Source organism: Paenibacillus sp. J31P316, assembly GCF_056269105.1.
This window is the reverse complement of the sequence record NZ_JBWDNI010000001.1, coordinates 998305-1016375: the sequence shown is the minus strand read 5'-3', so window position 1 is coordinate 1016375 and position 18071 is coordinate 998305. Positions and strand designations below refer to the sequence as shown.

The following is an 18071-nucleotide window of genomic DNA, read 5'->3' as shown; positions in this document are numbered from 1 at the left end:
TTGATTGTGGGAATTCAAGCAGATAAAATATTCATTAATTTGCCGGTAAAAGACATCAAGAAGTCCGTCCATTTCTTCAATGACGTCGGCTTTGGGTTCAATGCCCAATTCACGGACGAGAACGCGGCCTGCATGGTCATCAGCGAGCATATCTTCGTCATGCTGCTGTCCGAGCCATACTTCCAAACCTTCACGAAGAAACCCGTTTCCGATGCGAGCAAAGGCACCGAGGTGATTTTGGCCATATCCGCTTCCAGCAGGGAAAGCGTGGACGAAATCGTGTACAAGGCGCTTTCCTCCGGCGGTCAAATATCGAACGATCCGCAAGACCACGGCTTCATGTACGCCTGGAGCTTCCAGGATGTGGACGGCCATTTGTGGGAAGTCATCTACATGGACGAGAGTGCCGTCGCTCAAGGCTAACGAAAGCAAAGCTGATTAAGCAATGCCGATGCGATCAAAACTGATATACGTCGCACGCTTAGCGGCGCCGACAATGAAGATCCCTTTGCCGGCAGGCGGAGGGGTCTTCATTGTTGTCACAGGGCGGTTTCATGGTAAACTGGAGGAAAACTTATGCAGGAGGCCGCATCATGAAACGCATCCCATTTGTACTCACGGCCTTATTGTCCGTCTTCCTTGCCAGCTGCTCGATCTACGCATCGCCCTCGGCAACGGCCCCGGAGGCGGAAGGCATCCATGCGGAATGGGCATTCACGCAGGCCGGGCAAAAGCCGGAAAAACTGCTGATCGGCGTCATCGACGACGCTTCGAAAACGCTGGATATCGCGATCTATAGCCTGACGAAGCCGGACATCGTAGATGCCATCAAGCGCGCGAAGCAGCGCGGCGTCAAGGTCCGTCTCATCACGGACCGCATCCAGGCAGGCGGCAAGAGCCAGCAGGAAGCGCTGAAGCTGCTGGGCAGCGCTGGCATTCCGATGAAGCTGAACAAGCACAGCGGCTTGATGCATCTCAAAATGGCGATCGCCGACAACCAAACGGCGACGACGGGCTCGTTCAACTATTCGAAGGCGGCGAGCACGGAGAACGACGAAGTGCTGATGGTGCTGCGGAATGCCGACGTCGCCAAGTCGTTCGAGAGCCAATTCGAAGCGATGTGGACGGATACGGCGGCTTTTGAGGCGGTGTCTCCTTCGATCGCGGATGGAACCGCCGGTCCCGCGAAGTCAACCGCTCCCGCCGCATCTTCCGGAGGAACGGTCGTCTATCGCAGCTGCGCCGAAGCCAAAGCAGCCGGCAAAACTCCGCTCCATAAAGGCGATCCCGGTTACAGCGCCAAAATGGACGGCGACGGCGACGGCGTCGCTTGCGAGTCATGATTTCTGAGAACGGACTGCCTTACGCGCGAATACTGCCATACCCACAATGCCCGCGTTCGCGGGTTTTTTTATTGTTCGTGTGACAAAAGGCGACAAGATCTTCGGATGAGCGAAGGGTTTTGCGATTATTTGTCGAATGAGTGAATCAAACCAGATCGTTTCCCTGCTGCAATCATCAAAGGAGTGACCGAACATAAACATCGTGCCTCACCGTTGGAAGAGAAAACCGACGTTGAACGCCAGACTGAGAGCGCTCGGACTCGTATTCGTCCTGATCGTCGGCTGCGCGTGCACGTCTATTTTTTCCTATGTCGAGCTTGTGCATCAAGAGAAGAATATCCATCATCAACTGGAACAGACGATTATGCTGCAGCAGCAGTTTATCGATAAATGGCTGGACGACCGGATGGCGGACATCAAGCTTATCGCGAACGATCCGGCGCACAAGGCCGGCGACAAGGCCAGAGTCCAGGACCTGATGGGACTGGTCAAAGAGAACCACCGGGAATTCCGCGCGATCGGGCTCGTCGGCCCCGACGGCAGGACTTCCGACGGCACGGATCTTCGGGACAGGTCGTATTTCAAGGCTGCGAAGCAGGGGGCGGCGACGGTATCGGATGTGCTCGCCTCGCGCGTAGACGGCAAACGAATCATCGTGTTTGCTTCGCCCGTCGTCTCGAAGGACCATTCCTTTCAAGGACTCATTATGGGCACGGTCGAACTTACGACCATCGAGCAGCTCATGCGGCGGTTTACGTACGGCGAGCAAGGGCAGACGTACGTAGTCAATCGGGACGGAACGCTGATTACGGGCGAGGGAAGCGGGGCGGATGAACCGCTCCGGATCCATCCTGACCTGCTGGAGAAGGCGAAGGCCGGCGGCATCTCCTTGCGCGCGTACGACAATTACCTTGGCGTATCGGTGTACGGCGCGTATTTATGGACCAAGAACGGCAGCTGGCTGATTATCGGGGAAGCCGCCAAGGACGACGTGCTGTCGGCGTTGTACACGGAGCTCAAATACGCGTCGTTGTTCATTTTGCTGGCCATGCTTGCAGCCGTGCTCGTCATGCTTCGCACGTCCAAACGAATTTCAAGCCCGGTCAACCATCTGCTGCGAGGCGTTCGGATCATCAGGGACGGGGACTATCATCACCGGATCGATCCCGGCGTGCTGAAGTCGTCGACGGTTGAGTTTCAACAACTGGGCCAATCGTTCAACGCCATGTCCGATACGATCCGGGAGCGGACGGAAGCGCTCAGCCAAGAGCGTAATTTTGCTTCGTCGATCATCGATACGGCGGCCTCGCTTATCGTCGTTTTGGACAGAAACGGCGGAATGCTGCGATTTAATCACAGCTGCGAGCAGGCAACCGGCTACACCTTCGCGGACGTGCGGAACGCCTCCATCTACGACATGCTCATTCCGGCCGAAGAGCGGGAGTCCGTCCGCTCGCATTTCCAGGCGCTGCTGTCTGCCGGCGGAAGCAATCGCAACGAGAATCATTGGCGCACGCGTTCCGGCCAGCTGCGTTTGATCGCCTGGTCCAATACGATCGTTCAGGAACCGAACGGAGACGTCAAACACGTCATCGGCATCGGCATCGATATTACGGAACAACGCAAGGTCGAGCGCGCGCTGAGCGAGAGCGAGGAACGGTTCAGGCTGATCGTCGGTTCCATGGAAGAGGTCGTGGCGACGTACGATGCCGAGCTGAAGCTGACCGGCGTCTACGGCAGGTCCATGAACGACGGCGGCCAAACGTTCCCGGCTATGCAGACGGGGATGAAGGTTCGTCAGCTGATGAATTCCGATAACGCCGATTTGCACGAGCAGGCGATGCGGCTGGCGCTTCAGGAGAAGACGAACGTTATCGAATGGTGCGCGGAATCATCCGAAGGCGCTCCGCGCAGCTACCAAACGTCGTATTCCACGCTTCGCGACAACAGCGACATCATGGGCGTCGTCTCCGTCAGCCGCGACATTACGCAGCTGAAGGCGGCCGAAGAAGCGTACCGGGAGTCGCAAGCGCGGATCAACAATATTTTAGAGAGCATCACGGATGCTTTCATGGCGCTGAATTATGATTGGACGCTGGCTTATGTAAACAGCGAAGCGGAGCGCATGCTCGGCCGAAGCCGCTCGCAGATCATGGGCAGGCTGCTTTGGGACGTTTTCCCCGGAATGGCGGACTCGCCAATGCGCGAGAGCTGCCGACAAGCCATGGAGGAGCAGGTGCCGGTCTCGACGGAAGATTACGTGCCGCATTTGAAAGCGTGGTACAGCGTGCATATCTACCCGTCCAAAGTCGGTCTGTCCATCTATCTCCAGGACATCACGGTGCGCAAGGCGCTGGAGCAGACGGCCGTCGAAAGCCAGCTGCGGCTCGGCACGATCATCGAGACGGTGCCGTCGGGAATCGTGGTCGTCGATCAGAGCGGACGGATCGCCGTGGCGAACCGGATGGCGGAAGAAATCTTCGGCATGGACAAGGAGGAGATTATCAGCCTTCCGTACGACAGCCCGATCTGGGTGCTGGCCGACTTCGCCGGCAATCCGCTGCCGATCGAGGAATATCCCGTTTCGATCGCGATTAGGACGGGCCGGGCGGTGTCGAACAGCGAGTTTATTTTCAGAAGGCCGAACGGGGAAAGCGCGATGATCTCCTGCAACTGCTCGCCGTTGTTAGACCAGGAGGGGAACGTGAGCAGCGTGCTCGTCTCGCTGTCGGACATTACCGGGCGGATCGCGACGCAGACGGAGCTTCGTGCAGCGAATGACGAGCTGAGAAAGCTGTCCTCGCTTGACGGCCTGACGGGAATATTCAACCGGAGGTACTTCAACGAACAGCTGCGCGCGGAATGGAACACGCATACCCTCAAGAAAGAACCGCTGTCCCTCATCATGCTGGACATCGATTATTTCAAGGCGTACAACGATACGTACGGGCATCTTGGCGGCGACATGTGCTTGAAGACGGTCGCATCCGCGATCCGAACCTCGCTCAAGAAGCCGCGGTATTTCGTCGCCCGATACGGCGGCGAAGAGTTCGGCATCGTGCTTCCGGGCACGACGCTAAGCGAGGCGGCGAGCCTTGCGGAGTCTCTTCGGGAACGAATCGAAGGCAAAGAAATCTCGCATGCCAATTCGAAGGTCAGCCGTTATCTGACGATCAGTCTCGGCGTGGCATCGGTCGTGCCCAAGTTCGGAAGCGAAGAGGATTCGCTGGTGGCGGCAGCGGACAAATGCTTGTACGAAGCGAAGCGGACGCGCAATCGGGTCGTCGTTCACGAGAATCAGTCGGATCGAGAGAGAATCTCGATATAAACCAGCGTCGACGGAAACTCCAAGAACATCCACGGAAACTCCAACAACATCCACGGAAACTCCAACAACATCCACGCATTCATCAACATCATTCTCGCCGCCAACGACAAAGGACCGCAGCAAGCGTGAAAGCGCCTGCCGCGGTCCTTTGTCGTTCAATCATTCAATCGCTCAATCATCAAATTGCTCAATCATCAATCGCTCAATCCGAATCAATACACCCCGTACGTGACTTTGCGAACGAGCTGTTCGATCCGTTCCGCCATGCCCGAATCGTCCAGCTGCCCGTAGACTTCCGACCGGAACAGCTGTCTCTTCTTGATGTTGTAGTAATCCGCGATGGCGCTGCGAAGCGTCAAATTGTGCTTCATCAAATAATGCGGATCCAGCAAATGGCGGAACATGAGCTCATCCTGGATGATCAGCAGCGTGGTGTTCGTATCGTACATGATGCCGTCTTGGATGCCCTGATCGTAGAAGCGGCGCAGCCGCTCGTTCCGTTCGCTGATCGCGACGTCGATGGACGCCATCAATTGCGGATACACTTCCCGCAGGTCGCCGAAGAACGTTTCGGTACCATAGTTGGCGATCAGCAGCGTTTGGGCGAAGGAGGACTTGAAGCCTTTGAAATAATCCTCCGCGCTGCCGGGCACGAATTGACTCTCGGCTCCGACGACATACTGGATGAACAGCTGCACGAGAATGTCTATGATTTCGTCCCGGGACGTAAAGTATTTGTACAAGGTCGCTTTGGACAAGTCCATCGTTTTGGCGATGTCGTCCATGCGAAGGCTTTGGAAGCCGTTTAATTTGACGGGGTGAAGGAGCTTGACTACGTATTTGTTCTTGATCGTCTCGTCCGTATACCGGCAGTGCTGCGTTTCGTTGCTCGGTTCCATTGGATCACGCTCTCTTTCTATACCGCTAATTATACACAAGTCGGATTGTAAAATAAACGATATAGCCAAACTAAACTAATATTGACGAAATGAGTTTACTTTATCTAGGCGTTGGTGTATGATCAATTTTACAAAATGGCCGACGCACTGTGATGAACATGCGAAAGAGCCATGACGATAACGCGAGGGAGAGAACCAAACCGTATGAGCACTACGAACGTACCGACCGTCCGCTTTTGGCCCATTATGACCGCCATCTTTTTCGGCGCCTTTCTAAGCATACTCGGCATCAGCACGATCAATGTTGCGCTGACCATCTTCATGGGCGATTTTCATGCAGCGCTGAGCACCGTCCAATGGACGCTCACCGGATTCATGCTGTCGCTCGGCACGATCGCGCCTTTGACAGGCTACTTGGGCGATAAGTTCGGGTATAAGAACGTGTATTTGTTTGCGATGGTCGGCTTTGTCGTCTTCTCGCTGCTGTGCGGATTTTCATGGAACATCGGTTCGTTGATTACGTTCCGCATTTTGCAGGGGATCTTCACCGGCTTGATTCTGCCGGCGACGATGACGATTATTTTCCAAGTCATTCCGCGGGAAAAGCAGCCGTTCGCCGTCAGCATCTGGGGCCTGTCCGCCATGCTGGCGCCCGCATTCGGCCCGACGATCAGCGGCTGGCTGATTCAGCAGCTGAGCTGGCACTGGCTGTTCTTCATCAATGTTCCGATCGGCTTGATTGCGATCGTCTTCATCATGATTATGATTCCGAGCTACCGTATCGGCAAACCTTCGCCGCTTGATAAGCTTGGCCTCTTTACCGTTATGGCTAGCAGCGCATCGCTGCTCGTCGCGCTCAGCCAAGGACGTCAGTGGGGCTGGGATTCCGGCAAGACGATCGGCTTGTTCGTTATCGGCGCTGTTCTGCTGGCAATCTTTATCGTGTGGGAGCTGCGAACGAAGAATCCGCTGCTCAACCTGCGCGTGTTCGGCAATTACCGTTTCTCCATCACGCTGGTGGCGAATACGATCATTACGATCAGTCTCTATTCCGGTACGCTGCTCGTTCCGCTGTTCCTGCAAAACGTCCAGCAAACCTCCGCGATGGACACCGGGTTGATCCTGCTGCCTTCCTCGTTAATCATGGCGCTAGCTATGCCGATTGCCGGTAAAATCTATCCGATCGTCGGCGCCAAGTGGATGACGATCGCAGGTCTCGTGCTCATCATTTACGGCAGCTACGAGATGACGCAGCTTCATAGCGACAGCACGCACTTCTACATTATTCTGTGGATGGCTGTCCGAAATCTCGGCGTATCGCTCGCAGCCGCGGCGACGAGCACGGCGGCAATGGAAGAGATCGGACCGACCATGGTCGGCCATGCCTCTTCCGTTACGAACTGGGTGCGTAACGTGGGCGGTTCGTTCGCCATCGCCTTGTTCACTTCGCTGCTCGCGTCCCATACGCTGACGCACGCGACCGACCTGACGCAGAGCGGGAAGGATCCCGTGAAGCTCATTCCGCTGTTGTCCTTCACGATGAGCGTGAACGACGTGTTCTTGATCGCGACCTTCATCGCCGTCGCCGCCATTCCGTTCACGCTGCTGATCCGCCGGAGACTGAAGGTCTCGCAGGCGGGCACCGTCGCGGCTTAAGTCAGTTCAATTATCATCATCTACAGCTTCACCAAAGCATATATCTTCTTAAGCAACTCGCCATAAGCATGACCACAAACCCGCCGTCTTCTCTGAAGAATCGGCGGGTTTGTTTGGTGAGTTCAAGGCAGCCGCGACTTGGCCATCGAGCAGCTGGTCGGCAAACCAGTTCGGATACAGCTTCGCGGGGCAGGTCAGGCGCGGCCGATCCGGAAGCAACCCTATTGCGGATCCCGCGGCTGCGCGTTCTTATAGCTCCGCGGATTGACGCCGAAGCGCTTGCGGAATTGATTGGCAAAATGGTTATAGTTCTCGAAGCCGACATCCGCCGCCACCTCGGACGCCTGCCGTCCGGTATGCTCGAGAAGCACGGCCGCCTGCCGGATGCGCATGTCGTTCAAGGAATCGATGATGGACATGCCGGTCGATTCCTTGTACAGATGGGATAGTCTGGAGGGGGACAAACCGATCTCCTGTGCCAAATCCTCGATGCGCACCGGCTCCCGCATGCGGGAGGAAAGCAGGTAGCGAACCTCCTCGATCCGCGGATCAAGCGGCTTGGCATACCGCTGCGCCAGCAGCAGAATAACCTCGCGAAGCGTATTCTCGCACAATTCGCCCCAGAACGCGCTCTGTTCGATCGCGTCCGACAGGATCCGTTTGAACGCGCGTCCGACGCGCTTGCGCGCCGATTCGTTATCCAAGGCGTGAACCAGCAGCTTCTCTGCAGGCAGGAGGTTCGTTTCCGTAATCCGCGAGGTGAAGTGCGCCCACATGAAGTTCCAATGGCCGCCTTTGCGCGTGCCATATTGGTGAGGCACGCCGGGCTGCAGCAGCGCGATTTCGCCGGCCTGGCAGAATCGTTCCTCTCCGTCGATGAGGAAGTAGCCGCTTCCGTCTAACGTATACGTGATCAGCCAATCGCTCATGCCGCCCGGGCGTCTGGTGATATACGTATCCGATTCATTGAAATGCCCGGAAATGACGGTGCTTGCTCCTTGCTCCTTGATTACTGAAGGCAGTCGTTTATCGATCGCGCTCATACCGGTGCCACGCTCCCAACTCTTTGAAGATTGATTTCATTATAGCAGGATCGTAGCAGTTTTCAGCATGATTCTTACTTCAGCTTTGCGGCGGAAAATTCTACAATGAAGTCATAGGAAATACATTCATTCACGTCAACTCTTGCACAGGGGGAAGGATAATGGCACAGCTACTTCGCGCGATTACGGAAGAACAGAAGAAGCAATTCGATACTGAAGGCTATTTGATCGTCAAAGGGTTGTTTTCGCCGGACAATTTGGGGGAAATCGAGCAAACCTTCGAGAACATGAGCACGGAAACCATTCCCGGCTATTTCGAGCCTAAGCTGGACGGCGAATCCCAGGATCCGCTGCAGCGGTATCCGCGCGTCATGCATCCGCATCGCTATAACGAGACGGCGAAGCGATTCATGCTTCATCCGCCGGTGCTCGAAGTGCTGGCCGATTTGTACGGCGAAGAGGCTTACGCGGCACAAAGCATGTTTTATTACAAGCCTCCGGGCTCCAGAGGCCAGGCGCTGCATCAGGACAATTTCTATTTGAAGGTCGAGCCGGGCAACTGCATCGCCGCTTGGACGGCGGTCGATGCCGCCTATGAAGAGAACGGCGGCCTGCTGATCGTGCCGAAGACGCAAGCGCATGAAATTTCCTGTCCGGAAGAGGCAGACACGAAGGAGTCGTTCACGAATCATTACGTGAAGCCGCCGAAGGACGGAGTCGTCATGCCGGTCATCATGGATAAAGGCGACGTGCTCTTCTTCAACGGCAATCTGATCCACGGTTCCTACCGGAACAAGACGAAGGATCAATTCCGCCGCGCGTTCATCTGCCATTACGCCAACGCGTCCGCGGCTACGATCAGCGTGCATTACAACCCGCTCTACAAGGCCGACGGTTCGGAAGTCGTGCTGGAAGGCAATCCCGATGGAGGCCCCTGCGGGATCGACGTGGGCGAGTTCACGTATCATTAAGCGGTCAATTGCATGACCTGACCGCGTATAGAAGCCGCAGCTATCAAGGGCTGCGGCTTTTTGCTGCCATGGGACCGCTTCGCCTTTTGCGATAATCCGAACATATGCATACTTTTCCCGTGAAGAAGAAAAGCGCTTTCGCGGCAATCGCGCGATAATGGGGTCATGGAAGGCTTCAACAAACCGTAAATAACGCAGGTACCCCAAAATCCAGGAGGCGGCATACATGTCCAATATTGCAAAAGCCCAATTAACGCAGGCGGAAGTCGATTTTTACAAGGAGAATGGTTACACGTTATGCAAGAGCCAGCTGTTCAGCGATGAGAAGCAGGCGGAGTTGTCGGAAATTTTCGAAGAGCAATGGGAGATGGTCGGACGCCGCCTGAACAGCGAGCTTGATACGCCGCATTTCCGCGATGAGCGGCTGCTCAAATTCCTGCTCGCGGACGAGGTGCTGGACCTCGTCGAACCGATTCTCGGACCGAACATCGGACTGTGGTCGAGCCATTTCATCTGCAAGGAGCCGCTGATCGGGAAGCAGACGCCATGGCATGAGGATTCCGCCTACTGGAAAGGCCGCCTCGACCGTTTCGACAAAATCGCGACCGTCTGGCTGGCCATCGATCGCAGCAACAAGGAGAACGGCTGCATGCGGGTCATCCCGGGCACGCACAAGAACGGATTCTCGGATTACGAGGCCGTGAACGAGAACGAGAATATTTTCGCCACGCAAATCAAAAATATCGATGAATCGCAAGCGGTTTACTTTGAGCTGGAGCCAGGCCAATGCTCGATCCACGATTCGCGGATCATCCACGGCGCGACGCCGAACAAGAGCCCTAACCGTCGCTGCGGCTATACGATGCGCTACTTCTCCACGGAAGCGAAGGTGCTGCCGGAGAAGAACCCGGGCTTCAAAATTTGGCTCGCGCGCGGAAAGGATATCGCAGGCAATCCCTTTGTGAATGTATAATAGAATCCACACGCCTGCGAACGGAGCAATTACGCGTCCAGTCGCATATCGAGTGATAGAATAACGTATTACGGGGGGGCGACGGTGAAGGCATGAGCGTCTATAAGAGTCCCGAACGGTTGACCAACGACAGCTATATGACGCAATCCTCGCCCGTGCGCCTCTTCAAGCAGCAGCTGGACGGACATATCGATACGCACTGGCATGAATTTTATGAAATGGGCTTCGTCGTCGCGGGCAGCGGAACCCATGTGCTGAACGGCGTTCCGATGCGGATCCGCCGAGGCGATGCGTTCCTGCTGACGCCGGCGGATTTTCACAGCTTGGAGCCGGATCCCGGCGATACGCTGCAGCTGTATGATTTGATTTTCGGCGGCCACTTCATCCGCGAGCCGCTGCAGGAACTGCTATTCGCGCATGGGACGCATCATGCCGCAGGCTACGGCCCGGAGGAGTCCGACGCGGCGGAGCGGGAATTCGAGCTCATCTGGGAGGAATCCGAGAACTGGCAGCCGGGGAGCGGCATGCTGGTGCAAGGCAGCGTCGAACGCCTGCTTATCCAGCTGTCCCGCAGCAGCAGGGAGTCGCAGGCGGGTGCTTCCGGCACAGAAGCGGAGATTCAGCCGAATCAACCTATCCAGCCGATTCAGCCCGCGGTCCGGAAAGCGCTGATCTATATCCAGCATCATTTTCGGGAGACGATTACGCTGGAGGAGGCTGCCGGGAGCTGCGGCCTGTCGCCCAACTATTTCAGCGAGTGCTTTCGCAAAGGGACGGGCGTCACGTTCCAAGCCTACGTGCAGGAGCTGCGCCTGCAATTCGCCAAATCATTGCTGAAGACGACGCGGCTGCCGGTGACGGAGATCTGCTTCGCCTCCGGCTTCAATACGCTTCCGCATTTCGAACGGGCGTTCAAGAAGCGCTTCGGGACGACGCCTAGGGAGCATCGCAAACATTAGGGCCTGAATGCCGGGCGGTCGACAATTCGCAAACAGGTCGCATACGCTTAGCGAACGCTTCGGAGATGCTTCGAAAATGGTTCGAAATGCATCGAAAATGCTTCGAAAATGCTTCGAAGCCCACTCGAGGAAGCTTAGAACATGAATAGCCTCCAGGCTCCCCGTTGGGAGCTTGGAGGCTATTCGCTTGTTGCTGCGCCTATGCGGCTCGACATAATGTAATGCTTAGCCGCGTAATCCGAAGGTTAGTTCAGGACCACGGCCACCTGATCGACGAAATCGGTGCAATCCGGTACCGCTTGTCCGGCGAAGGTGATCGTATGCACGCCCGGCGTTGCGGTGAAGCCGCTCGTCTCGAACGAGGCGAACGCGCTCGTATTCGTCGGCGTGAAGGTGCCGATGAGCGTCGAATCGAAGTACACCTTCAGCGTCTGGTCCCCGTCTCCCGGACGTTTCGCCGCGGAGAACGTCACTTTGAAGCTGCCTGCCGCGGGAAACGTTACGTTTTGTTTGACGAAGCCCGTACGCTGCACGAAGGCAGCCTGCGTGCCCTCAGGCGCGTTTGGCGCGTTGAACGCGCTGCCGTTATGCTCGATGCCGGCATAGCCGGAGTCGAAGATCCAGCCCGAGCCGGATGGGTTGTATTGGAGCGTCGGGACGGATGGCGTCTCGAAGCCGGCGTTCGCGATGACCGGCAGCGCCTGCACGGCGACTCCGTCGACGAAGGCCGTGTTGTCGTCCGCCGATTGGCCGGCGAATTTGACGGTATGACTGCCGGCCGATACCGTGAACGGACTTGTCTTAAAGGGAGTGAACGCGCTCGTGTTCGTAGGAGTTACGGTGGCGATCAGCGTGGAGTCGATATATACCTTGACCGTTTGATCGTTCCCCGGACGCTTCGCCGCGCTGAAGGAAAGCTGGAACGTGCCGGAAGACGGGAAATTCACCGCTTGGGTGAAGGAGCCCGTCCGCTGCAGAATCGCGGCCTGGGTGCCGTCCGGCGCGTTCGGCGCGCCGAACGCGCTGCCGTTATGCTCGATGCCCGCGAATCCCGGATCGAACGTCCAGCCCGAGCCGGACGGATTGTACTGGAACCCGGAGATGGCCGGCGTCTCGAAGCTGCCGTTCGCGACGGCCGGCAGAGCGGGCGGCGTCACCGCGGAATAGGCGTAGCTGAGCCGTGCGCCGGGTGCGGCGTCCCCGTTCACGTACCAGTCGAGCGGATCGGTGTCGCTCTGCATGTTGTCGGACCACTTGAATTCGAATTGAAGCGGATCCGAAGGGCTGCCGACGGTGCTGCGAGGAATAGTGATCATCATTTCCTTGCCGCTGACGGAGTACGCGACCGTGCCGGCGCTCGTCCAGCTGCTGCCGACGTAATGCTGGAGCGCGCTTCCTCCGGCGACGCGATAATCATAGCCCTTCCAGCCGGTGGCCGGATTATGATCGATGTCGAGATAGAGCCGCATCCAGTTGCTGCCGGAATTGGCGGTGACGTTGGCGGCGGTTTTGGCATAGAAGTACAGATTGCTTGCGTCGCGGCTCACCTTCAGCGTGTCGAAGTCGTTGCGCCCGGTGTTGTTCGCGTACGTGATGCCCGCCGGAGCGCCGATGGAATTGCGGGCCAGCGTATCGCCGGTATAATCCCTGTAAGACGGAGAGACGTCCGTCCAGTCGGCGAAGCTTGCGATCGTCTTGGCCGCGCTCGGCTGCGGGATAGGCTCGATGCCTTTGTAACGCCGGATATTGTCGACCATCTGCATATAGTAGTTATCCTTCAGATTGCCCGTGAGCGTCGGTTCGATGTCGCGGCTGTACTCGGCGGTGGCAAGGTCGACGAAGTTGGATTTGCCGTTGCCGTAGTCCCACCGACCGGCGATCCATTCGTTCCAGCCGGTGACGAAGATGAACGGCGTCTGCTGCGCGATGGCGTAGTCCCATTGTTCTTGGACGTTGTAGCCGTACGGCGTATCCGCCGGCTCGCTGCCGGAGGCACCGTTATGATAGCTTCGGCCCCAGGCGCCGGGAACGCCATAGAGCGCCGTGTCGCCGAAAATGCCGTTCGGATGCTGGGCAACGGAGACGTTGACGATCTCGCGCTGGCCGCTCGCGTTCGTGTACACCCGCTGCGGCCGGACGAATTCGAGCCATGGCCAACCGTTCGTCTTCTGGCCCTCGTTCGGCCACTGCGATTCGCGGTAGGTGAAGAAGTTCTGGTAATCATGGCCTGCCGCTTGGCCGCTCAAGCCGATGATCAGCGGCTTGCCGTCCAAGTAGTAGACGCTGTTCGGATGCGCGTAAGGAGCGCCGGGCTTGTAGAAGTCGTTATAAATTTGCTGCATCGTGCTGCCGGAATTCGTATTCGTGTAGAAGACGACCTTCGGCGGGTTTTTGCCCTGCGCCTTGACCGCGTCGATCGCGTTCATGAGAATGTTGGCCACGTTCGAGTACGTGACGGCATTCGTGGCGTCGATCACGAGGATGTCGACGTTGGCGTCGGTCAACAGCTGCACGTTCTTGAGCTGGACCCAGTAATCCGAGCTGTCGTAGTAGTCGTAGATCGGCTGGCCCCAATAATACATGCTGCCGCTGCCGATGGCGCTGTACCAGTAAGGACTGTTCATGTCGGAGAGTACGCCGGGGTGGGAGGAGACGACGTCGCTGATGATCCAGTTGGTCGGATTGATGGTGCCGCGCTGCTGCCAGAGGAAGTAGAAGAGGGCAACCGTCCGGTTCGGTTTCGGCCCGCCGACGGATGCGTTCTGCGGCAGCGTTCGGCCGAGATCGTCGGTTCCGGCAAGCGGTCCCCACGCGTCGGCCGCGTAGGCGGTCCTTGCGCCGCCTTGCGCGCCGATGGCCGGCACCAGGCCGAGCAGCAAGGTGCCGAGCAGCAGGAGGAGGAAGGTTTTTTTCATGAATACACGCTCCTTAAGAAAGGTTGGTTATGCGATTGCGTCGTTCTTCGCTGTACGAGACTGCAATCGGTGTCCGTCTTGTCTGCGGACGCATGCCTCCTTTCGCGACCAAGCGGAAGCCTCCGGCTAAGCTTGCGCGGCGTATCAGTTACGTAATCTTAACGAATTTGAATGCGCTTACAAATAATAGAATATCGACAGCGCATCCTTGTATTATTTCGGGGAAAAGCCTGTTATTTCCTGCCTTTTCTTTGTCCGATTAGGCCTGCTTCGCTTTTACTCTCGCAAGCCGCTATACTAGATTCAGAGAAGCGAGAGGGACGAATGGAAACGGATGCTTTTCGAACGCCGCTAGAGGAGTTGGAGGACGCCATGAAACGCAAAATGTCTGTACGACCGTTTGTGATGCTGTTTATTTTATTGTGCCTGCAAGGTTTTGTGGGATGGCACTTGAAGCTGTTTCTCGGGGAGTGGCTGGGCTTTGACGGAGCTGCTTACACAGCCTTGTTTTGGCCGATCTACGCGGTTGGGGCGTTCGGCTACTTGATAGCGCGGATGCTTCGCCGCAGGCTGCCTGCTTGGGTTGCGCTGGGATTGAAACGGATCGGTTCTTACTGGCTCGCCGTCTTTGAATATGCGGTGCTCCTGCTGCCTTTCGCGGATTTAGCCGCTTGGCTCCTCCGGGCTCTGTCCGTGTCGCATGTTGAAGCTATTATGTCCGTTGGCAGCGCCGTTATTCTGATCCTGCTGATCATTATGCTCCGCGGTTCGTGGAATGCCTGGTCGCCGATCGTCCGCAAGTATGAGGTTGAGCTGTCCAAACCTGCGGGCGAATTGAAACAGCTGCATATCGCGGTCGCTTCCGACCTTCATCTCGGCACGACGGTCGGGAAGCGGCACCTGGACCGGCTCGTCCGTCGCGTGAACGAATTAAAGCCGGATATCATGCTGCTGCCCGGGGATGTGCTGGACGATGACGTCGAGCCATTCGTCCGCCGGCAGTACGGGCTTCAGCTGGCGCAGATGCAAGCTCCGTTCGGAACCTTTGCGGTACTTGGCAATCACGAATATTATGGCGGCGGCATCGAAACCTACGTGCCGGCCATGAGCGAGCTGCATATGCCCGTCCTGCGTGACGAGGCCATATTGCTCGGCGACAGCTTTTATCTAATCGGGCGCAAGGACAAGACCGACCGTTCCCGTGCTTCCGTCGCCGAATTGACGGCAGGTCTCGATTCCTCCAAGCCGTGGATTCTGATGGATCATCAGCCGTCCGCGCTTCGCGAAATCGCCGATTCGGGCGTGGACTTGTCGTTGTCCGGCCATACGCACCGCGGCCAAATGGCTCCGAATCATTGGATTACCCGCCGGATATTCGAACTGGACTGGGGCTATAAGCGGATCGGGCGGCTGCATGCGTTCGTGTCCTCCGGCTTCGGCACGTGGGGGCCGCCGATCCGTATCGGCAGCCGCAGCGAGATATTGTCGATCACCGTCCGATTCGGCTGCCAATAGTGTCAACAAATTCGTATTGGTCATGCTGCGGATTCATCGTATAATTTACTAGATAAAGTAGAGGAAGAATCATGGCGTGACCAAATGATAGATTACGGAACAACAAGCGATTCCAAGACGCATCGATTAGGAGCTGCCTATGGAACTTGAACTGAATACGCCGAATACTCCGATTATGCCGTTGCCGATTCCGCCGCGGAAGAAGCCTGGATGGAAGCGAGCAGCGGCGTGGCTACTATACCGGGGGCGTGTAGCGCTCCGATTCGATACCGCGCTTTGGCGTGCCGGGATCGTCGGCTTGTGGGCGGTCCTCGGCACTGTGCTGGTGATCACGGCGCTCGGCATGCCGACAGGCATCGGGATGCTCTTCGATGCCGCGGTAGCCGTACTGCTCGGAACGCTGGCAATGGGACTCGCGGGATTGGCGGCAGCTTACGTGCTGTCGCTTTGTTATGTGCCGATCCCTCGACTGACGACAGGCGTGCTGGCCTTCACCGGCGCAGCCTTATGGTTCATAGGCGACAAAGCCAGCCTCGGGGATTGGATGTCGATCGCGCTGGCGGTCATTCTGGCGGGCATCGGTTTGGCCGGCGGCTTGTTCGTCGGTCTGCTCGCGCACCGGCGGGTGCCCGTTATCGTCAAGCTCGCGCTAGTCGTCGTCATTACGCTGACAGGTCTTAGCTTCGACCAGTGGCCGATGAATGTATACGGCGACGTGCCGGCGGACGCCCAGGTCGTATCGGAAGAACCGGCCGTTGCTCAGCTCGGAGCCGAGGATCCTTCGGCAGAGGGCGCTTATCCCGTGCAATCCTTCACCTATGGCAGCGGGTCCGATTCCAAACGGGAAGAATTCGCGTCGGGAGCGGCGCTGACGACGAAGACCGTCGACGCTTCCGCGTATATCTCCCGCTGGAAATGGGTGCGGAGCCTGTTCTGGGGCTTCGACGAGACCAAGCTGCCGGTGAACGGCCGCGTATGGATGCCGGAGGGGCAAGGGCCGTTTCCGCTCGTGCTGATCGTGCACGGCAATCATTTGATGGAGCAGTTCTCGGATGACGGCTATGCCTACTTGGGCGAGATGCTCGCGAGCCGGGGGTATATCGCGGTGTCGGTGGACGAGAACTTCCTGAACTATTCCTTCTGGGGCAACATTCCGAACAATGATATGAAGGTGCGCGCGTGGATGCTGCTGAAGCATCTGCAGCAGATCCAAGCATTCGATGCGCAAGAGGGCAGCCCGTTCTATCATAAAGTGGACTTGCAGCAAGTCGCGCTGATCGGCCATTCCCGCGGCGGACAAGCGGTCGCGATGGCTGCGGACCGTTCCAAGTGGTTCGCCGAAGATAAGACGCTCACGGGACTGGATGCTATGCAGATTCAGGCCGTGATCGCGATCGCGCCGACGGATACGCTGGTCGACAAGAAGAAAGCAGAGCTGAAGGATACGTATTACATGTCGCTGCAGGGCGCGAGCGACGGCGACGTCGACACGTTCGGCGGGGAGCGCCAGTATATCCGTTCCAGCTTCACGCCGGGTTCGGATCGCTTTAAGACCACGCTCTATATTGGAGAGGCGAACCATAGCCGGTTCAATACGAGCTGGGGGACGATGGATGACAGTTTGCCGGGAGGCTTGCTGCTGCGGAAGAACGAGATGATGGATGCGGACGACCAGCGCCAAGTGGCGAAGGTGTATATTTCCGCTTTCCTGGAGACGGCGCTTCAAGGCACGAAGCAGTACGAACCGCTGTTCCGCGACTTCCGCGTCGGCGAGGCTTGGCTGCCGACCGCCACCTATTTGAATCGGTACGAGGACGGCAGCTTCGTGCCGCTCGCGCGAATCGACGGCGATTACGATAAGGCGAAGCTGGACAACGGCGTAACCGCGAGCGCGGAGCGGCTGCAATGGTCCGAGGCCGCCGCGGAAGACCGCGACGGCAATGACAAGGGAACCCGCGGCGCGGTTCTGCAATGGAAGCAAGGGGACGGCAGCTATACGCTGCAGCTCCCGGAGACGATGGATGCACGGCACGGCGCATCGCCTGCGTCCAAGCAGGAATTGATCTTCAACATGACGAACTTGGAGAGGGAGCTGCCCGGCTTCAAAGAAGCAGCTGCTTCAGGCAAAGGCGGTACCTCGGGCATTCCGCTGCCAAAGATCGAGATCGAGCTTGAGAGCCGGAACGGTGCCTCGGTACGTCTGCCGCTCTCGGAATTCAAGGCCGTGACGCCGCTGCCCTATACGCATTTCACCTTGTTCCCGTGGATGGAGAAGCGCGTCAAGGACGGCAAGTACAAGGAGCCGACGGAACCGGTCTTCCAAACGTACAGCTTGCCCTTCGAGCCCTTCCAGAGCAGCAACAGCCAATTCGATCCGGCCCGTTTATCCCGAATCACGTTTTACTTTACGAGCGATCAAGGCAAAGTCATGCTGGACGACATCGGCATCGCCGACGTTCGATAAGCGGA

The 18071-nt window shown here is 57.4% G+C and carries 12 protein-coding genes; 9 read left to right on the top strand and 3 right to left on the bottom strand.

Annotation, left to right across the window (positions count from 1 at the left end):
• Positions 1-6 precede the first annotated feature (6 nt).
• The 3 genes from AC0YNU_RS04425 to AC0YNU_RS04415 all read left to right on the top strand — a co-directional run bounded on the left by AC0YNU_RS04425 (position 7) and on the right by AC0YNU_RS04415 (position 4671).
• The gene (locus AC0YNU_RS04425; RefSeq protein WP_475753504.1) at positions 7-423 is read left to right on the top strand and encodes a VOC family protein; all 417 of its coding nucleotides are present in this window, start codon (positions 7-9) and stop codon (positions 421-423) included.
• Positions 424-593: 170 nt separating this feature from the next.
• Positions 594-1343, top strand: coding sequence for a phospholipase D-like domain-containing protein (locus AC0YNU_RS04420; RefSeq protein ID WP_475753502.1), 750 nt, complete (start codon positions 594-596; stop codon positions 1341-1343).
• A gap of 232 nt (positions 1344-1575) precedes the next feature.
• Entirely contained in the window at positions 1576-4671 is a 3096-nt protein-coding gene (locus AC0YNU_RS04415; RefSeq protein ID WP_475753499.1) for a PAS domain S-box protein, read from the top strand.
• 212 nt (positions 4672-4883) lie between these two features.
• Here AC0YNU_RS04415 and AC0YNU_RS04410 read toward each other — a convergent pair whose 3' ends face one another.
• Positions 4884-5570 (bottom strand): TetR/AcrR family transcriptional regulator, encoded by a 687-nt coding sequence (locus AC0YNU_RS04410; RefSeq protein WP_475753497.1) that lies wholly within the window; start codon positions 5568-5570, stop codon positions 4884-4886.
• Between the two features lie 204 nt (positions 5571-5774).
• Here AC0YNU_RS04410 and AC0YNU_RS04405 point away from each other — a divergent pair, with 204 nt between their 5' ends.
• Positions 5775-7226 (top strand): DHA2 family efflux MFS transporter permease subunit, encoded by a 1452-nt coding sequence (locus tag AC0YNU_RS04405; RefSeq protein ID WP_475753495.1) that lies wholly within the window; start codon positions 5775-5777, stop codon positions 7224-7226.
• Positions 7227-7447: 221 nt separating this feature from the next.
• On the opposite strand, the gene AC0YNU_RS04400 is transcribed toward AC0YNU_RS04405, so the two are convergent.
• Complete coding sequence (locus tag AC0YNU_RS04400; RefSeq protein ID WP_475753492.1) at positions 7448-8269, bottom strand: helix-turn-helix domain-containing protein; 822 nt, start codon at positions 8267-8269, stop codon at positions 7448-7450.
• Positions 8270-8430: 161 nt separating this feature from the next.
• On the opposite strand from AC0YNU_RS04400, the gene AC0YNU_RS04395 reads away from it, so the two are divergent.
• The 3 genes from AC0YNU_RS04395 to AC0YNU_RS04385 all read left to right on the top strand — a co-directional run bounded on the left by AC0YNU_RS04395 (position 8431) and on the right by AC0YNU_RS04385 (position 11172).
• Positions 8431-9240 carry a phytanoyl-CoA dioxygenase family protein gene (locus AC0YNU_RS04395; protein WP_475753490.1) on the top strand — a complete coding sequence of 270 codons (810 nt, stop codon included), beginning with the start codon at positions 8431-8433 and terminating at the stop codon, positions 9238-9240.
• Between the two features lie 226 nt (positions 9241-9466).
• Positions 9467-10213 carry a phytanoyl-CoA dioxygenase family protein gene (locus AC0YNU_RS04390; protein WP_475753488.1) on the top strand — a complete coding sequence of 249 codons (747 nt, stop codon included), beginning with the start codon at positions 9467-9469 and terminating at the stop codon, positions 10211-10213.
• Between the two features lie 92 nt (positions 10214-10305).
• Positions 10306-11172 carry a helix-turn-helix domain-containing protein gene (locus tag AC0YNU_RS04385; protein ID WP_475753486.1) on the top strand — a complete coding sequence of 289 codons (867 nt, stop codon included), beginning with the start codon at positions 10306-10308 and terminating at the stop codon, positions 11170-11172.
• 245 nt (positions 11173-11417) lie between these two features.
• Here the strand turns inward: AC0YNU_RS04385 and AC0YNU_RS04380 are convergent, their stop codons facing one another.
• The gene (locus tag AC0YNU_RS04380; protein WP_475753484.1) at positions 11418-14087 is read right to left on the bottom strand and encodes a carbohydrate-binding protein; all 2670 of its coding nucleotides are present in this window, start codon (positions 14085-14087) and stop codon (positions 11418-11420) included.
• A 372-nt stretch (positions 14088-14459) separates the two neighbouring features.
• Between AC0YNU_RS04380 and AC0YNU_RS04375 the strand changes: the two genes are divergently transcribed.
• Both AC0YNU_RS04375 and AC0YNU_RS04370 read left to right on the top strand, forming a co-directional pair.
• Positions 14460-15602: a metallophosphoesterase gene (locus AC0YNU_RS04375; RefSeq protein WP_475753482.1), complete on the top strand. Its 1143-nt coding sequence runs from the start codon at positions 14460-14462 to the stop codon at positions 15600-15602.
• Between the two features lie 139 nt (positions 15603-15741).
• The gene (locus tag AC0YNU_RS04370; RefSeq protein ID WP_475753480.1) at positions 15742-18066 is read left to right on the top strand and encodes an alpha/beta hydrolase family protein; all 2325 of its coding nucleotides are present in this window, start codon (positions 15742-15744) and stop codon (positions 18064-18066) included.
• The last annotated feature ends 5 nt before the right edge of the window (positions 18067-18071 follow it).